The 16,397-nt window shown below is 71.8% G+C and carries 10 protein-coding genes and 3 pseudogenes; 7 read left to right on the top strand and 6 right to left on the bottom strand.

The window, feature by feature from the left end:
- The first annotated feature begins 379 nt into the window (after positions 1 to 379).
- Complete coding sequence (locus IGS69_RS20210; protein WP_190901827.1) at positions 380 to 5,023, top strand: FtsK/SpoIIIE domain-containing protein; 4,644 nt, start codon at positions 380 to 382, stop codon at positions 5,021 to 5,023.
- Between the two features lie 88 nt (positions 5,024 to 5,111).
- On the opposite strand, the pseudogene IGS69_RS20205 reads toward IGS69_RS20210, so the two are convergent.
- Together IGS69_RS20205 and IGS69_RS20200 are read right to left on the bottom strand one after the other, a co-directional pair.
- Positions 5,112 to 5,858: pseudogene (locus IGS69_RS20205) on the bottom strand (serine/threonine-protein kinase); the annotation flags it as partial.
- A gap of 93 nt (positions 5,859 to 5,951) precedes the next feature.
- Positions 5,952 to 6,800, bottom strand: a complete 849-nt coding sequence (locus IGS69_RS20200) for a menaquinone biosynthetic enzyme MqnA/MqnD family protein (RefSeq protein WP_190901826.1) — start codon at positions 6,798 to 6,800, stop codon at positions 5,952 to 5,954.
- A 321-nt stretch (positions 6,801 to 7,121) separates the two neighbouring features.
- Between IGS69_RS20200 and IGS69_RS20195 the strand changes: the two genes are divergently transcribed.
- The 3 genes from IGS69_RS20195 to IGS69_RS20185 all read left to right on the top strand — a co-directional run bounded on the left by IGS69_RS20195 (position 7,122) and on the right by IGS69_RS20185 (position 8,613).
- On the top strand, positions 7,122 to 7,325 hold the full coding sequence (locus tag IGS69_RS20195) for a cold-shock protein (protein ID WP_004984723.1): 204 nt from the start codon (positions 7,122 to 7,124) through the stop codon (positions 7,323 to 7,325).
- A gap of 111 nt (positions 7,326 to 7,436) precedes the next feature.
- Positions 7,437 to 7,895, top strand: coding sequence for a hypothetical protein (locus IGS69_RS20190; RefSeq protein ID WP_190901824.1), 459 nt, complete (start codon positions 7,437 to 7,439; stop codon positions 7,893 to 7,895).
- A gap of 64 nt (positions 7,896 to 7,959) precedes the next feature.
- Complete coding sequence (locus IGS69_RS20185) at positions 7,960 to 8,613, top strand: class I SAM-dependent methyltransferase (RefSeq protein WP_232543780.1); 654 nt, start codon at positions 7,960 to 7,962, stop codon at positions 8,611 to 8,613.
- Positions 8,614 to 8,933: 320 nt separating this feature from the next.
- Here the strand turns inward: IGS69_RS20185 and IGS69_RS20180 are convergent, their stop codons facing one another.
- Positions 8,934 to 10,055 carry a sugar ABC transporter substrate-binding protein gene (locus IGS69_RS20180; protein ID WP_190901820.1) on the bottom strand — a complete coding sequence of 374 codons (1,122 nt, stop codon included), beginning with the start codon at positions 10,053 to 10,055 and terminating at the stop codon, positions 8,934 to 8,936.
- Positions 10,056 to 10,162: 107 nt separating this feature from the next.
- Positions 10,163 to 12,082, bottom strand: coding sequence for an AMP-dependent synthetase/ligase (locus IGS69_RS20175; RefSeq protein ID WP_190901818.1), 1,920 nt, complete (start codon positions 12,080 to 12,082; stop codon positions 10,163 to 10,165).
- A 338-nt stretch (positions 12,083 to 12,420) separates the two neighbouring features.
- Between IGS69_RS20175 and IGS69_RS20170 the strand changes: the two are divergent.
- Positions 12,421 to 12,783 (top strand): annotated as a pseudogene (locus IGS69_RS20170) (RNA-guided endonuclease InsQ/TnpB family protein); the annotation flags it as partial.
- Here the strand turns inward: IGS69_RS20170 and IGS69_RS20165 are convergent.
- A pseudogene (locus IGS69_RS20165) lies at positions 12,782 to 13,057 on the bottom strand (thiolase family protein); the annotation flags it as partial. The pseudogenes IGS69_RS20170 and IGS69_RS20165 sit on opposite strands and share 2 nt — an antisense overlap.
- Before the next feature lie 469 nt (positions 13,058 to 13,526).
- On the opposite strand from IGS69_RS20165, the gene IGS69_RS20160 reads away from it, so the two are divergent.
- Entirely contained in the window at positions 13,527 to 14,852 is a 1,326-nt protein-coding gene (locus tag IGS69_RS20160) for a 3-oxoacyl-ACP reductase (RefSeq protein ID WP_190901816.1), read from the top strand.
- Positions 14,852 to 15,706 (top strand): MaoC/PaaZ C-terminal domain-containing protein, encoded by an 855-nt coding sequence (locus IGS69_RS20155; RefSeq protein WP_190901814.1) that lies wholly within the window; start codon positions 14,852 to 14,854, stop codon positions 15,704 to 15,706. The genes IGS69_RS20160 and IGS69_RS20155 overlap by 1 nt, the downstream gene beginning before the upstream one ends.
- Here IGS69_RS20155 and IGS69_RS20150 read toward each other — a convergent pair.
- Positions 15,694 to 16,359, bottom strand: coding sequence for a TetR/AcrR family transcriptional regulator (locus IGS69_RS20150; RefSeq protein WP_190901812.1), 666 nt, complete (start codon positions 16,357 to 16,359; stop codon positions 15,694 to 15,696). The two genes, IGS69_RS20155 and IGS69_RS20150, sit on opposite strands and share 13 nt — an antisense overlap.
- Between the last annotated feature and the right edge of the window lie 38 nt (positions 16,360 to 16,397).

Here is a 16,397-nt window from a genome sequence, read left to right as displayed (position 1 = left end):
TCCCTGTTTGCGGACTCTTCGGCCCTGAAGCCGAGTTGCCGACCGCACGTGGCAACCGGTGTGATCGTCCGCTCTTGCGTCAGCAGCTTACGGGGGTGGTCTGTGGTGCCCCATACCCGCCTTGTGAACGAGCCGTCATGAAAGCGTGTACGCCGTTGCCATCGGGAACGTCACGGCGCCTCCCCATTGCCCCGCTGTCGTACCGAGCGGATATCGTCCCTGTACCGCTGTGACCCACGTGGCTGAAGAGCACAACGAACGAGCAGCACAGCAAGCCGACAGCACAGCAAGCCGACGGCACAGCAAGCCGACGGCACAGCGGTACCAGCGACAGACACCACACGGCCGTACCGGCCCAGTGGCACGGGGAGGACAAGTCGTGCGCCTGACTCTGACCGTCGTCGACCCGTACGGCGGTGGCACCGCCGACGTGGTGCTCGATGCCGATCCTGAGTCCACCGTGGGGGACATCGCGCAGGAGCTGGCCAAGCAGGTGGGGCACAGCGGGGCGCAGGTCATCCCGCTCGGGCAGCACCGGCACGCGCCGGCCAACAACGCGCCCCTCGTGTACGTGGACGGGTACGCCGTCGATCCGAATGCCACCGTCGTCGGGTCGCCCCTGCGCGAGGGCGCCGTCGTCAGTCTTCTGGATCCGTCCGGGTGTCTGCCGGGTGAGCCGACCGGACTCGTCGAGCTGCGCGTCGTCGGGGGGCCGGCCGCCGGGTTCGTGCACCGGCTCGGCGTGGGGCGCTACGACATCGGCAGCGGCGCGGCGTCGTACATCCGTGTCGACGACCCCGAGGTCGACGCCCGGGCCCTCACCCTCTCCGTCGCCACCGACGGCACCTGCCAGGTCGCCGTGCACACCGGCAAGGAGCACGTCACCCTCGACGGCACCTCCCTCGCGGAGGACGAGGACAAGAAGAAGGACGAGTCCGGCGGCAAGAAGCGCGGCAGGAAGAAGAGCCCGGAGAAGTCGGAAGAGAAGAGGACCGGGCCCACCGAGTGGCCCCTCGGCGCTCAGATCGGGGTCGGGAACACCCTTTTCGAGCTCACCCGGTACACGCCCCCGAACGCCGCCCTCAAGTGGTCCGACGACGGGGTCGGCCTCGACTACAACCGCCCCCCGCGGCTGCGCCCGCCCGAGCGGCAGACCAGCTTCCGGCTGCCGTCGCGGCCCCGTGACTACGAGGCCAGGCCGCTGCCCTGGCTGATGGCGCTGACGCCGCTCGTGGGTGCCGTCGTGTCGGTGATGATCTTCCAGCGCTGGTACTACCTGATCATGGCGGCCCTCAGCCCGATCCTGCTCTTCGCCAACTACTACAACGACAAGAAGCACGGGCGTAAGTCGCACGCCAAGCAGGTCGAGGAGTACGAGGAGCAGAAGGAGCGGATCGAGAAGGACGCCCAGGACGCGCTCGTCGCCGAGCGCAACGACCGGCGGCACGCCATACCCGACCCGGCGACCGTGCTCGCCCTCGGGACCGGGCCGCGGACCCGGCTGTGGGAGCGGCGGCGCACCGACCGCGACCACCTGCTGGTCCGTTTCGGGACCGGGCAACTGCCCTCCGAGGTGGTGCTCGACGACCCCGAGCAGGACGACCACCGCCGCCAGGTGACCTGGAAGATCGAGGACGCCCCGGTCGCGCTGCACCTGCGCACCCTCGGTGTCGTCGGCCTGGCCGGGCCCGGGGATTCCGCCCGTGCCCTCGGGCGCTGGGCCGTCGCGCAGACCGCGGCGCTGCACAGCCCGATGGACGTGCAGTTCTACGTGCTGAGCGACAACGCCGCGCAGGAGTCCTGGGACTGGGTGCGCTGGCTGCCGCACGCCCGGCCGTCCGGCGGTCAGGACGTCAACGCGCTCATCGGGACGGACGCCGAGACGGTCGGCGCGCGGATCGGTGAGCTGACGCAGATCCTCGACGCGCGCAAGAAGGCCGCCGAGGAGAACAAGTCGCAGGGTAATTCGAGCTTCGGCGACCCCGACATCGTCGTGGTGTGGGACGGGTCGCGGCGACTGCGGTCCCTTCCCGGTGTCGTGCGGCTGCTGCGCGAGGGGCCGGCCGTGTCGATGTTCGCCATCTGCCTGGACGCCGAGGAGCGGTTCCTGCCGGGTGAGTGCCAGGCGTACGTGGTGGCCGAGCCGAAGGCCGCGGAGTACGAGCCGGACCGGCAGACCCAGCAGGAACCTCAGCAGGCCGCCGGTGGTTTCCCCTCCTTCCAGGCCTGGCACACCGACGACCGCCGGCCCGAACAGGCCGAGCACACCGAGCGGTTGCGGCTGCGCGTCGAGGAGGCGGGTGCGGAGCGCCTGAAGGACGTACGGCCCGACTTCGTCTCCGCCGCCTGGTGTCTGCGCCTGGCCCGGTCGCTGTCACCGCTGCGGGACATCAGCGGCGAGACCGAGGACTCGGCGCTGCCCGGGTCGAGCCGGCTGCTGGACGTGCTCCAGCTGGAGCCGCCGACCAGTGACGCGATCGAGGCGCGCTGGCGGATGGGCGGGCAGTCGACGCTGGCCGTGATCGGCGAGTCGTACGACGGGCCGTTCGGGATCGACATCCGCAAGGACGGGCCGCACGGGCTCATCGCCGGTACGACCGGTTCGGGTAAGTCGGAGCTGCTGCAGACCATCGTTGCGGCGCTGGCGGTGGCGAACACGCCCGAGAACATGACGTTCGTGCTGGTCGACTACAAGGGTGGCGCGGCGTTCAAGGACTGTGTGCATCTGCCGCACACGGTCGGCATGGTGACCGACCTCGACGCCCACCTGGTGGAGCGGGCGCTGGAGTCGCTGGGCGCGGAGCTGCACCGGCGCGAGCACATCCTGGCCGCCGCCGACGCCAAGGACATCGAGGACTACCAGGACCTGGTGCGCCGGGACCCCTCGCACAAGCCGGTGCCCCGACTGCTCATCGTCATCGACGAGTTCGCCTCGATGGTGCGCGACCTGCCCGACTTCGTCACGGGGCTGGTGAACATCGCCCAGCGTGGTCGTTCCCTCGGCATCCACCTGCTGCTGGCGACGCAGCGGCCCTCCGGTGTGGTGTCTCCCGAGATCCGCGCCAACACCAACCTCCGTATCGCGCTGCGGGTGACGGACGGCGGCGAGTCGTCGGACGTCATCGACTCGCCCGAGGCCGGGCACATCTCCAAGAACACCCCGGGCCGCGCGTACGCCCGGCTCGGGCACGCCTCGCTGGTGCCGTTCCAGTCCGGCCGTGTCGGTGGCCGCCGGCCCGGTGCGGCCGATCCGGCCGTGCTGATGCCGTGGGTGGGCGCGCTGGCCTGGGAGGACCTGGGCCGGGCGGCGCTGGTCAAGCCGAAGGCCGAGTCCCGCGAGGACGAGGAGATCACCGACCTGAAGGTCCTCGTGGACACCATCCGCGACGCCAACAGTTCCCTCGGCATCCCGCCGCAGCACAGCCCGTGGCTGCCCGCCCTGGACGAGACGCTGCTGCTGGACGACGTGGAGCTGCCCGCGTTCGCGGGCGGCCCGGGCAAACTGCCGCCGGCGCCGTACGGCATCGAGGACCTGCCCGCGAGCCAGGCCCGCCGCCCGGTCGCCGTGGACTTCTCCTCCTTCGGTCACCTCATGATCGGCGGCGCCCCGCGCAGTGGCCGCTCCCAGGTGCTGCGCACCCTCGCGGGCTCCATCGCCCGCACGCACTCCATCGCCGACGTGCACCTCTACGGCATCGACTGCGGCAACGGCGCCCTCAACGCCCTGACGCGGCTGCCGCACTGCGGTGCGGTGGTGAGCCGTAACCAGACCGAGCGGGTCGTGCGGCTGGTCAACCGGCTCAAGGGCGAGATGGGCCGCCGCCAGGACGTGCTGGCGGAGAAGGGCTTCGCGGACATCGGCGAGCAGCGGGCGTCGGTCGCCGAGGACGAGCGGCTGCCGCACATCGTGGTGCTGCTGGACCGCTGGGAGGGCTGGGTGCCCACCCTCGGCGAGGTCGACCACGGGTCGCTGACGGACGAGCTGCAGACGATGATGCGCGAGGGCGCCAGCGTCGGCATCCACCTGGTGCTGACGGGTGACCGCACCCTCCTGGTGGGCCGGATCGCGACCCTCACCGAGGACAAGTACGGTCTGCGGCTCGCCGACCGCAGCGACTTCTCGGCGCTCGGCATCCCGGCGCGCAAGGTGCCGGAGGAGATCCCGCCGGGCCGTGCGTTCCGCAACGAGTTCGGTACGGAGACGCAGTTCGCGCTGCTCGCCGCGGACACCACGGGTCAGGGGCAGGCGGCGGCGCTGGCGGCGATCGGCGAGGCGGCCGCGGCCCGCGACGCGGACGTCCCCCGCTCGCGGCGGCCCTTCCGCGTCGACAGTTTGCCCAGCCGCATCTCCTTCCCGGAGGCCTGGGAGATGCGCGACCCGGAGGCGTCCCGCTCGCGGCTGTGGGGTCTGGTCGGCATCGGCGGCGACGAGATCGTCGGCTTCGGCCCCGATCTGGCCGAGGGCGTACCGGCGTTCGTGGTGGCGGGCCCGGCCAAGTCGGGCCGCTCGACAGTCCTGCTGAACTTCGCCCACTCGTTCCTGTCCCAGGGCACCCGCCTGGTCATCGCGGCCCCGCGCCAGTCCCCGCTCCGCGGGCTCGACGGCACGGACGGCGTCCTGAAGGTCTTCACCGGTGACGACATCGACGAGGACGAGTTCGAGGAGCTCGTCGATCAGGCGTCCTTGGAGGAGCCGATCGCCGTCCTCGTCGACGACGGCGAGCTCCTGGAGGACTGCGACGCCGAGAGCCAGATGAAGAAGCTGGTCTCCCGCGGCGCGGAACGCGGGCTCGCGCTCGTCATCGCCGGTGACGAGGAGGACGTGTGCAGCGGCTTCTCGGGCTGGCAGGTCGACGCGAAGAAGGCCCGCCGCGGCATCCTGCTGTCCCCGCAGGAGTCCTCCAGCGGCGACCTCGTCGGTGTCCGTCTCAACCGCAGCATGGTCGGCGGCCAGGTCGCCCCGGGCAAGGGCATGCTCCACCTCGGCGACGGGGAGCTGCGGACGGTGGTCATTCCGGGGTGAGGAGTCGAGCGGGGGCAGCCGGCCCGGCGCGAAGGACCGGCTGCCCCCGCTACCCGACCTTCGACATCCGGGCCTGCGGCCGCCCCGACTCCCCGTCCAGCAGGCCGAGTTCCGGTTCCTCGTGGACGACCTTGTAGAGCAGGGCGGCCGAGGAGTCGCCGGGGAAGGGCGGCCGGTCGCCGCGTACGCGAGGACCGCGCCCAGCGAGAAGACGTCGGCCGCGCCCGTGACGCCCTTGCCCAGGATCTGCTCGGGCGACATGTGGCCGGGCGAGCCGATGGACACGCCGGTGGAGGTGAGGGACGCCGTGCCGTCGGTGGCCCGGGCGATCCCGAAGTCGATCAGCAGCGGCCCGTCGAGGGTCAGCAGGACGTTCGACGGCGTCACGTCCCGGTGCACCAGGCCCAGTTCGTGCACCGCCGCCAGCGCCTCGGCGAGTTCCGCGCCCAGGGCCCGCACGGTGTGGGCCGGCAGGGGTCCGCCGTCGGAGACCGCGGCCGACAGGGAGGAACCGGCGGCGTACGCGGTCGCCACCCAGGGGACGCTCGCCCCCGGGTCGGCGTCCAGCACGGGCGCCGTCCAGGCACCGCCCACCCGGCGCGCGGCCTCGACCTCACGCCGATGGGGTCCCCCCTGCTCGAGCGAAGCCGAGAGCTTGGGGGAGCGCCCGGAACTCCTCGTCCAGCGCGAAGTGCGGATGCACCATCTTCACGGCGACCGTGCGGCCACCGGCACTGCGGCCCAGGTAGACCCGGCCCATGCCGCCGGAGCCCAGCCTGCCGAGCAGCCGGTAGGGCCCCACGACGGTGGGTTCGTCGAGGTCGAGCGACGACATGGGCGTCACCCCTCCCCCGTGGGCAGGCGGGGACGGCTCCGGTCCCGGTGCGCCGGCACCACCCAGCAGAGGAGTGCGGGAGCACCGTCCGGCTCACGGCTGGAGCAGGTCCACCTTCACGTCCGCGGGGAAGCCGGTCGTCGGGCCGACGCGCCGGGCGAACTCGGCGACCGCCGCCAGTTGCGGGCCCCCGAAGCGGAAGTCGAGGGTCGTGAAGTAGCGGGCGAGGGTCTCCTCGTCGAAGGCCTCCCAGCGGGCGGCCTGCTCGGCGACCTTGCCGACCTCCTCCAGGGAGAGGTTGCGGGAGTCGAGGAACGCCTCGTGCACCCGGCGCGTGATGACCGGCTCGCGCTCCAGGTAGTCGCGGCGGGCCGCCCAGACCGCGAAGACGAACGGCAGGCCCGTCCACTCCTTCCACAGCGCGCCCAGGTCGTGCACCTGCAGGCCGAAGCGCGGCCCGTCGAGCATGTTGGCGCGCAGCGCGGCGTCGCCGATGAGGACGGCGGCGTCGGCCTCCTGCATCATCAGGCTCAGGTCGGGCGGGCAGGTGTAGTAGTCCGGCTGGACGCCGTAGCGCTCGGCGAGGAGCAGCTGGGCGAGGCGCACGGAGGTGCGGGAGGTCGACCCGAGGGCGACGCGGGCGCCGTCCAGCCGGTCCAGGGGGACCTGCGAGACGATCACGCAGGACATGACCGGGCCGTCGCAGCCGACGGCGATGTCGGGGAAGGCGACCAGGTCGTCGGCGTGCCGGAGGAACTCGACGAGGGTGATCGGGCCGATGTCGAGTTCGCCCTGCACCAGCTTCTCGCTGAGCTTCTCCGGGGTGTCCTTGGAGAGCTCAAAGTCGAGGAGCGTGCCCGTTCTCGCGAGCCCCCAGTACAGGGGCAGGCAGTTAAGGAACTGGATGTGGCCGACGCGCGGCCGGGTGCGAGGATTGTCCACATCGTGAGGCTAGCCCTCACGGCGTACGGACCGGCGCGCGACCCCGCCGTCGGGGTGTGGGGCGGTTGCGGGCGCCCCCTCCGCCAGTCGGCCGGGGGATGTTCAAACATTCGGGTGACGTGATCTTGACCCCTATTGCATTCCACGGCCTGCGTGCTAGGCTCGTCGCAAGTTGCAGTTTGGTTTCCCTTGCAGTACAGAGCCTGCGGAGCATGTGACCGCGGGCTCTCGTCATTCTCAGACATATGCACTTGTGCGGAATTCATCTTCACACTTGCTGGTTCTGGAGCAGGGCAACCCTTTTGGGCCCAAGGAGGGCTTATGGCTACCGGAACCGTTAAGTGGTTCAACGCCGAAAAGGGCTTTGGTTTCATCGCCCAGGAGGGCGGCGGCCCCGACGTCTTCGTCCACTACTCCGCGATCAACGCGACCGGATTCCGGTCCCTCGAGGAGAACCAGCAGGTGTCTTTCGACGTCACGCAGGGTCCGAAGGGCCCGCAGGCTGAGAACGTCACGCCGGTCTGATTTGTAGTACCCAAGGAGCCCCGCGCCGCCAGGCGACGGGGCTCCTGCCCTTTCCGGATCCCTTACGTCCGGTGAATTCCTGGCGAATTCCGGCCGTGGAACGATGAGCGGATGCGGGAAGACCAGGAGAACAGTGGGGAGGCCGGCGGCTCGCCCGCCTCCGAAGGCACCGGCAAGCACCTGGCCACGGGCCTGTCGGTAGGCCTGTCGGTAGGCCTGTCCCTCGGCACGGCCATAGGCATCGCGCTCGGCAGGACCGTCTTCGACAATCTCGCGCTGGGCCTGGCCCAGGGCCTCGGCTTCGGCACGGCGATCGGGGCGGGAGCGGGCATCGGCGCGGGGCGGGCCTCGCAAGTCCACGGGGACGGGGAGAGGCAAGGGACGGGGAGAAGTGAAACCCCGGCCGTGGGGGGCTCCGGGCGGCGGGGGGAGGCAGCGGAGCGAACCCGGGCGGCCGGGAAACCCCCGGTGGCGGGAAGCATGGCCGGAACCAGGCGCGCGGCCGGTCCGACGAGGGCCGCGGAGACAGCGGCTCGCGCTAGGGTCTCCGGCCATGACCGACGCCGCTGACCAGGTGAATGACGCCCCTGACCACCCGCCCGACGCCCCCGACCAGGTGAGCGCCCCCGATCACGTGACCCACGCCCCCGACTTCCTCACCGAGACCCGCCTGTTCTACGACACCGTCGCCGAGGAGTACGCCGTCCAGTTCGGTGACCTGCGCCCGGGGACGCCGCTGGACCGGGGCGTGCTCCACGGGTTCGCGGAGCTGGTGGGCGAGGGCGGCGAGGTGGCCGACCTGGGGTGCGGGCCCGGGCGGGTCACGGCGTACCTGGCGTCCCAGGGGCTGTCGGTGTTCGGGCTGGACCTGTCGGGGTCGATGCTCGCGATCGCCCGCCGCGAGAACCCGGGCCTGCGGTTCCAGCAGGGCTCGATGCAGGAGCTGGACCTGCCGGACGGCTCGCTCGACGGTGTCGTGGCCTGGTACTCGATCATCCACACGCCCGAGGAGCACCTGCCCGCCCTCTTCGCCGGTTTCCACCGCGTCCTGCGCCCCGGCGGCCATCTGCTGCTCGGCTTCCAGTGCGGGGACGAGCCCCGCCGCTACGAGAAGGCCTTCGGGCACGAGGTGTCCGTCACCTTCCGCCGGGGCCGGCCGGAGCGCGTCGCCGCCCTGCTGAGCGGCGCCGGCTTCACGGTCCGCGCCACGACCGTACGAGAGCCCGACGAGACCCAGGGCGAGCCCGTCGCCCAGGCGAGCCTCGTGGCGCGCAAGCCAGGGGGCTGAACCGCCCGGGGCACCGCCGCGACCCCACGCGCGACGCCCCGGGTGGCCCCGTGTCCGGCCGCGGTGCCCCCAGACGCACCGCGCCCGGCGCACGCTCAGCCGCCCGCACGCTCAACCGGCCGACACACACTCAGCCGCCTCCACATCCAGCCCGGCGAGAACGCGGAAGGGGTGGGGAAATGTCGCGCGGGGGTCTTGCGAAGTCAAGACCCCCGCGGCACCCGCCGCGCGTCCACCACCCGAACCTGACGGCGGGGCAACGCCCTTCTTTCGGGGGCGAGCCCCGCACCCCGGAGGATCCGGCGGCCATCCGCCTTCCGCTACTCGAGGCCGATGGCCGCGCAGTCCGCCTTGTACTTCGCGGTGCAGATGTCCTTCACGGTGTACACGCCGTCCGTGATCACCGTCTCCTTGATGTTGTCCTGGGTGAGGGCGACCACCGGCACCAGCATCGCCGGGATGCTCTTCTTCGTGGGGCTGTCGACGGTCTCCCGGGTCAGTGCCGCGAACTCGATCGCGCGGTCCTGCACCTTGGCCACCGCGATCTTCGCGGCGTTGGTCGCCTCCAGCAGGAAGGACTTGTACACGGTCATGTTCTGCTCGCCGGAGACGACCCGCTGCACCGCGTCGAGGTTGGCGTCCTGCCCGGTCACCGGCGGCATCCTGGTGGCCCCGGCCTCCTCCAGCGCCTCGATGACGGCGCCGGCCATGCCGTCGTTGGCCGAGTAGACGGCGGCGATGTCGTTCAGCCCGACGGACTGGATCGCCTTCCTCATGTTGGCCTTGGCGGTCGCGGGCTTCCAGTCCTTGGTGTCGTACTCCTTGACGATGTTCACCTGGCCCCGGAGCTCGCTCAGCGCGCCGTCCTTGAAGCGGGCGGTGTTGGGGTCGCCGGGGTCGCCGTTCATCATGACGACCTTGCTCTGCTGGGCCTTGCCGCCGAGTTCCCCGATGATGGCGCGGCCCTGGACCTGCCCGACGAGTTCGTTGTCGTGGGAGACGTAGGCGTCGATGGGGCCCTCGGCGAGCCGGTCGTAGGCGATGACCGGGATCCCGGCGTCCTTGGCCTTCTGGACGTCCGTGGCGATGGCCTTGGAGTTGAGGGCGTCGACGAGGATGACGTCCACCTTGTCGGCGATCATCTTCTGGAACTGCTCGCTCTGTCTGGTGACGCTGGACTCGGCGTTGGCGTAGCGGACCGTGCCCTTGTTCTCCGTGAGGGACGCGACTTCCTGCTTGATCAGCGGGTAGTCGAACTTCTCGAAGCGTGCCGTGTCCCGGTCGGGCAGCAGCAGGCCCACCGTGATGTCGTTGCCCTTGTTCGCGGCGGAGTCGTCACTCCCGCCGTCGCCGCAGGCGGCGAGGGACACGGCCGATACGGAGACCGCCAGGGCCACGGAGATGCGCCGGACGGCGGCCTGGCGGGGGTTGCGCGGTATCACTGGTGGTGCCTTCCGGTGGGGGGATCATCGTGACGACGTGGTCGAAAGCCAACGGGCAGACGCCGTGCGTCGTCAAGAACCACGTGTGAAGACCTCGCAAAGGTGACTCACCGGGTGTACAGACCCTCCACTTCCGTGGCGAAAGCGCGCAGTACGGCCTCCCGGCGGAGCTTCATCGACGGGGTCAGATGGCCGGCCTCCTCCGTGAAGTCCTCGGTCAGGACGGCGAAGCGGCGGATGGACTCCGGGCGGGAGACCATCTTGTTGGCCTCGTCGACGGCGCGTTGCAGGATGGCGCGCAGTTCCTCGTCGTCGACGAGGAGGGTGAGCGGTACGGGGTGTTTGCCGTTCATCTGGCGCCAGTGGGTGACGCCGTCCGGGTCGAGGGTGATCAGTGCCGAGACGAAGGGGCGGCCGTCGCCCAGGACGAGGCACTGGGAGATCAGCGGGTGCGAGCGCAGCCAGTTCTCGAGCGGGGCCGGGGCGACGGACTTGCCGCCCGCGGTGATGAGCAGTTCCTTCTTGCGGCCGGTGATCGTCAGATAGCCCTCGTCGTCGAGTTCGCCGAGGTCGCCGGTGGCGAGCCAGCCGTCGGGGGCGGCGGGTACGACGCCCCCGGCCTGCGGGTCCCAGTAGCCGCGCAGCACGTGGTCGCCACCGACCAGGATCTCGCCGTCGGCGGCGATGCGGACGCGGGTGCCGGGCAGCGGCCAGCCGACGGTGCCCAGGCGGGGTTTGAGGGGCGGGGTGACGGTGCTCGCGCCGGTGGTCTCCGTCAGGCCGTAGCCCTCGAAGATCTCGATGCCGGCACCGGCGTAGAACGCGGCGAGGCGGCGGCCGAGCGGGGAGCCGCCGCAGATGGCGTAGCGGACCCGGCCGCCCATGGCGTTGCGGATGCGACGGTAGACCAGCGGGTCGTAGATGGCGCGGGCGGTCTTCAGGACGCGGGAGGGGCCGGGGCCGGTGCCGGTCTGCCGGGCCTCCATGGCCTCTCCGTAGCGCTGCGCGACCGACGCCGCGCGGTCGAACGAGGAGGTCCGGCCGCTCGACTCGGCTTTGGCGCGGGCGGAGTTGAAGATTTTCTCCAGCATGTACGGGATGGCCAGCAGACAGGTCGGCCGGAAGGCGGCGAGGTCGGGCAGCAGGTCGTCGGCCTTGATGCTGGGCGCGTGACCCAGCCGGACGCGGGCCCGGACGCAGGCGATCGCCACCATGCGGCCGAAGACGTGGGACATCGGCAGGAACAGCAGGACGGAGGCCTCTTCGCTGGTCCTGGCCCGGAAGACGGGGTAGAGCAGCTCGATGGCGTTGTCGACCTCGGCGAAGAAGTTGCCGTGGGTGAGGGCGCAGCCCTTGGGGCGGCCCGTGGTGCCCGAGGTGTAGACGAGGGTGGCGAGGGTGTCGGGGCCGAGCATGCCGCGCCGCACCTCGACCTCCTGGTCGGGCAGGTGCGCCCCGGCCTCCGCGAGCCGGTCCACGTGGCCCTTCTCGACGATCCATATGTGCTTGAGGTCGGGCAGCCGCTCGCGCTCCGGGCCGAGGGCGGCGGCCTGTGCGGCGGTCTCGGTGACCAGGGCGACCGCGCCGGAGTCGTGGAGGATCCAGCGGGCCTGGAAGACGGAGGAGGTGGGGTAGATCGGGACGGTGACCAGTCCGGCCGCCCAGGCGGCGAAGTCCAGGACGGTCCACTCGTAGATGGTGCGGGCCATCACGGCGATCCGGTCGCCGGGCATCAGGCCCTCGGCGATCAGGCCCTTGGCCACGGTCCGCACCTGGTCGGCGAACTGCGCCGCCGTGACGTCGCTCCAGCGGCCGTCGGCGTCCCTGCGGCTGAGGGCCGCGGCGCCCGGGTCGGCGCTCGCGTTGTGGAACGGCAGGTCGGCGAGCGACCCGTGGGTCCGCGGCGGGGCCAGCGGCGGTACGGATGCCTCCCGTACCGCTCCGTCCAGCCGTCGCACCTGGGGCTCGACGAGCACCGGCCCTTCGTACGCGTTGCCGTGGACGGAGGAGGGATACGCAGTGGACACGGGCGGCTCCTGGGGCGTGCAGCGAAGAACTGCTTGCTGCATGACGTACGTGCCTCGCACGCCGAGGCGCTCAGCCGGCTCAATCCCCCCGGAGAGGTCCTCAATGGGTTACTGGCGGTAGGAACGGGATCGTACGGCGCTGACGTGGCGGGTCCGTGCAGGTTCGGGGATGGTCCGGAGCCGGGCCTGTGCAATCTCGGGGGTTACGTGGACCCTGCCACCGAGCGTGAAGAAGTACCGGGCTCGCCTCGAACGCACTTACCCCACATTGCGCGCAAGAACGGTTGAATATGATCTTTCGCCGTGTGCAGCCATGGGGCGTCCCTACGGTGATCGGTATGCAGCTTCGCTACAACTACCGGGCTTACCCCGATGCCTCCCAGTGCCGTGCGCTGGCGCGGGCGTTCGGGTGTGCACGTGTGGTGTGGAACGACTGCCTGCGCGACCGGAAGGAGGCGCATGCTGCGGGGTTGCCGTATGTGAAATCGACGGAGCTTTCGCGGCTGCGGATCACTCAGGCCAAGCGCACTGAGGAGCGTGCCTGGCTCGCCGAGGTGTCGGCGGTGGTCCTGCAGCAGTCCCTGCGGGACCTGGACACCGCCTTCAAGAACTTCTTCGACAGCCGGAGCGGCGAGCGGAAGGGCCGGAGAGTGGGGCCGCCTCGGTACAAGTCGAAGAAGGACGCCCGGCAGTCGATCCGCCGAGGGGTGCGTCGCTGGCGGTGTCGGCGCCGCCCGCGACGGCCGATTCGGTCTGGCCGAGGGCGATCTTGTTGGCGGCGGCGATGACGGCCTGGAGACCGGTGCCGCAGGCCTGCTGGATGTCGTAGGCGGGGGTGCGCGGGTGGAGCTTCGAGCCGAGGACGGTCTCGCGGGCGAGGTTGAAGTCGCGGCTGTGCTTGAGTACGGCTCCGGCGACGAACTCGCCGACCGCGCCCGGCTCCTGGAGTCCGTACCGCTCGACGAGGCCGTCTAGGGTCTGTCGTTTGGATCAGGTCGCAGGGAATCGGCGGTGCTTCTCGATGCCGGTGAGCGGGGCCTGGTGCGTGTAGCTGCAAGGCGGAGGAGGGCGTCAACGCGATGGGGGTCCCTCCCGCGCGAGCGCAGCCGAGCGTGGGGGAGTTGACAACCGACGACAACGCGGCAGATGCGCGTGCCAGGCCCCGCGTCTGCGGGCTGATCCAAACGACAGACCCTAGGGCGGCGGTGAGCATCTGCTGGTTGGAGGCGGTGGCGTAGGGGCTGTCGGAGCGGGTGAAGGGGATGCGCGCTCCGCCCACGACCGCCACGCGCCGCACCGACTGCGACAGTTGCCGGGGGCTCATCTCGACCAACTCATCTCGACCCGCTCCTCGTCCGTGACGTAGCCTTACCTTCGGTAACCTTACTCCAGAGTAAGCAGGAGTGGGGCTTCGTGAGCCGTCCTCGGGAACTGGGAGTCGTCCATGGCCGACCGCTATCTGCGCTTGACCGGCACCGCGCCCGGCCGCTTCCTCACGCGCCGGCTGGGGCTGCCGCAGCCCGCGGCGCTGGCCCGCTGGTCCGCCGAGCGGCCCGCCCTGGACGGCGGCCTGCTGCACCTCACGGCGGGCCGCTCCGCCCTCGACGCGGCTGCGGTCCTGGCCCGTACTGCGACCGGCCGGGACGGCTCCGGCCGCACGGCCGCCGTCGTCCTGGACGCGACCGGGGTGCGGTGCGTCGAGGCCCTGGCCGAGGTGCACGCCGCCCTGCATCCCGTCGTACGGTCGGTCGCCGCGAGCGGGCGCGTCGTGGTGCTCGGCGCGCCGCTCGACCCCGCCGACCACCAGCAGGCCGCGGCCCAGCAGGCCCTGGAGGGTTTCACGCGCTCCCTCGGCAAGGAGATCGGCCGGGGCAGGACGGTGAATCTGGTCCGGCTCACGGACGCCGCCGCCGCGGAGTCCACCCTGCGCTTCCTGCTGTCCCCCAAGTCGGCGTATGTGAGCGGGCAGGTGATCGAGGTCGGAGCCGGCCGGAAGCCGACCGCCGATGACCGGGAGCCGGCCCCCGTCGACCCGGACCGCCCCCTGTCCGGCCGCACCGCCCTCGTCACCGGCGCCGCCCGGGGCATCGGTGAGGCGGTCGCCGAGACCCTCGCGCGCGACGGTGCGCGGGTCGTCGTGCTCGATGTGCCGCAGGCCGAGCAGGACGCCCGGCGGGTCGCCGAGCGGCTCGGGGGCACCGCGCTGCTGCTCGACATGACGTCCGCCGACGCGGGCGCCCGGATCGCCGAGGCGCTGCCCGACGGCCTGGACCTGCTGATCCACAACGCGGGCATCACCCGCGACCGGCGCCTGGTGAACATGCCCGCCGAGCGCTGGATCTCCGTGCTGGAGGTGAACCTGGCGAGCGTGCTGCGCACCACGGACGCCCTGCTGAAGGACGGGACGCTGAAGCACGGCGGCCGGATCGTCGCCACCGCCTCGATCGCGGGGATCGCCGGCAACGCCGGCCAGACCAACTACGGGGCGAGCAAGGCGGGCGTCGTCGGCATGGTCCGCTCCCTCGCGCCGCGCGCGCTCGACGAGCACGGCGTGACGGTCAACGCGGTCGCGCCCGGCTTCATCGAGACGAAGATGACGGCCGCCGTCCCGCTGTTCATCCGGGAGGCGGGCCGCCGGATGAACTCCCTCGCGCAGGGCGGCCTCCCGGCCGACGTCGCCGAGACCACCGCCTGGCTGGCGCACCCGGGCTCGGGCGCGGTCAACGGCCAGGTCGTCCGCGTCTGCGGCCAGAGCCTGCTGGGGGCGTGATGGCCGACCCCGCCGCCGCTGTCGTCCTCACGGAGTCCCCCTCCCTCGCCCCGCTCCTCGCCCGGGGCGCCCTGCTGTCGCCCTTCAAACGCCCCGGCCCCGACGCGGAGTTCCCCCGCACCCGGCTCGTCCTGCCCGGCCTGCGCGTGGACCTCGCGCGGCTCGCGGCGTACGAGCGGGTCTGCGGGTTCCCGACCGGGGAGGACGGGCTGCCGGTGACGTATCCGCATGTGCTCGGATTCCCCCTGGCCATGCGGCTGATGAGCGGCCGGGACTTCCCGCTGCCGCTGCTCGGTCTCGTCCACACGTCGATCACCGTCATCCGGCACGCACGGATGCCGGCGAGCGGCACCTACGAACTGTCCGTGCACATCGAGGGGCTGGCCCCGCACCGGCGCGGCACGCAGGCCACGGTCGTCACCGAGGTGCGCGCCGGCGGGGATCCGGTGTGGGAGTCCAGGAGCACCTACCTGGCCCGGCACCGCACACGGGAGCCGGCCGCGGCCCCCCGGGAGGCGGAGACGCGCAAACCGCTGCCCGAGGCGGCACGGTGGCGGCTGGCCGGGGACACAGGACGCCGCTACGGGGCCGCCTCCGGGGACCGCAACCCGATCCATCTGCACCCGCTCACGGCCCGGCTGTTCGGCTTCCCCCGGGCCATCGCCCACGGCATGTGGACCGTGGCCCGGTGCCTCGCCGCGCACGGCGTCCCGGAGTCCTGCCGTCTGCGCGCGGAGTTCCGGGCACCGGTGCTGCTGCCCGGGACGGTGACGTACGCGGAGCGGGACGGCCGGTTCGAGCTGCGCGGCAGCGAGGACCGCATCCATGTGACGGGGGAGGTCTACCCGGTGTGAGGGCCCGGGGGCTCCTCCGGGGGTGCCCAGGGCCGTCCCGCCATGAGGTCGCCGAGCCCGGCCCAGGCGAAGTTCATCAGTGTGGCCGCGGCCTGGCGGGCGGTGACGCCCGGGGTGGCGTTGGCCCAGGCGGCGAGCGACTCGGCGGCGCCGACCAGGGCCTCGGCGAGACCCGCGACCTCGCGCTCGGGCAGGTCGGGGTCGCGGTGGGCCTCGCGGGCGCCGGCGAGGATCAGCTGCGTCACGAAGGCGACGATCTCCTCGCGCATCGCGGTGACCTCGGCGGCGAACGGCTCGCCGTGGGTGCGCGCCTGGAGGTGCAGGACCGACCAGGCGTCCGGGTTCTCGCCGGTGTGCGTGAAGAAGGCGCCGAGACCCTCCCACAGCTGCCGGTCGGCGGGCAGGTCGCGGCGGACCCCGGCCCGCACCGCCTCGACGAGGGCGCCCGCCTCCCGGCGGATGCAGGCGGTGAAGAGGTCTTCCTTCGAGTTGAGGTACAGGTAGACCAACGGCTTGGACACACCGGCGAGTTCGGCTATCTCGTCCATCGAGGCGGCCATGTAGCCCCGTTGGCCGAAGATCCGCACGGCTGCGTCCAGCATCTGCTGCTCACGGACCGCGCGCGGCATCCTCTTGGTCTTCACGGCACCCATACCGCTTAGCGTACGGGCCCCCTGGGCGGCCCTCGCCC

The organism is Streptomyces tuirus, from assembly GCF_014701095.1.
Classification (GTDB): Bacteria; Actinomycetota; Actinomycetes; order Streptomycetales; family Streptomycetaceae; genus Streptomyces; species Streptomyces tuirus.
Note: the sequence above shows the minus strand (reverse complement) of the source record. Positions and strands in the feature narration are given on the sequence as shown.

What these genes read in the sequence shown, in the direction of transcription:
- IGS69_RS20195 (WP_004984723.1), top strand. Translation starts at nt 7,122, where the DNA reads ATGGCTACCGGAACCGTTAAGTGGTTCAACGCCGAAAAGGGCTTTGGT.
- IGS69_RS20190 (WP_190901824.1), top strand. Translation starts at nt 7,437, where the DNA reads ATGCGGGAAGACCAGGAGAACAGTGGGGAGGCCGGCGGCTCGCCCGCC.
- IGS69_RS20160 (WP_190901816.1), top strand. Translation starts at nt 13,527, where the DNA reads ATGGCCGACCGCTATCTGCGCTTGACCGGCACCGCGCCCGGCCGCTTC.
- IGS69_RS20155 (WP_190901814.1), top strand. Translation starts at nt 14,852, where the DNA reads ATGGCCGACCCCGCCGCCGCTGTCGTCCTCACGGAGTCCCCCTCCCTC.
- IGS69_RS20150 (WP_190901812.1), bottom strand. Translation starts at nt 16,359, where the DNA reads ATGGGTGCCGTGAAGACCAAGAGGATGCCGCGCGCGGTCCGTGAGCAG.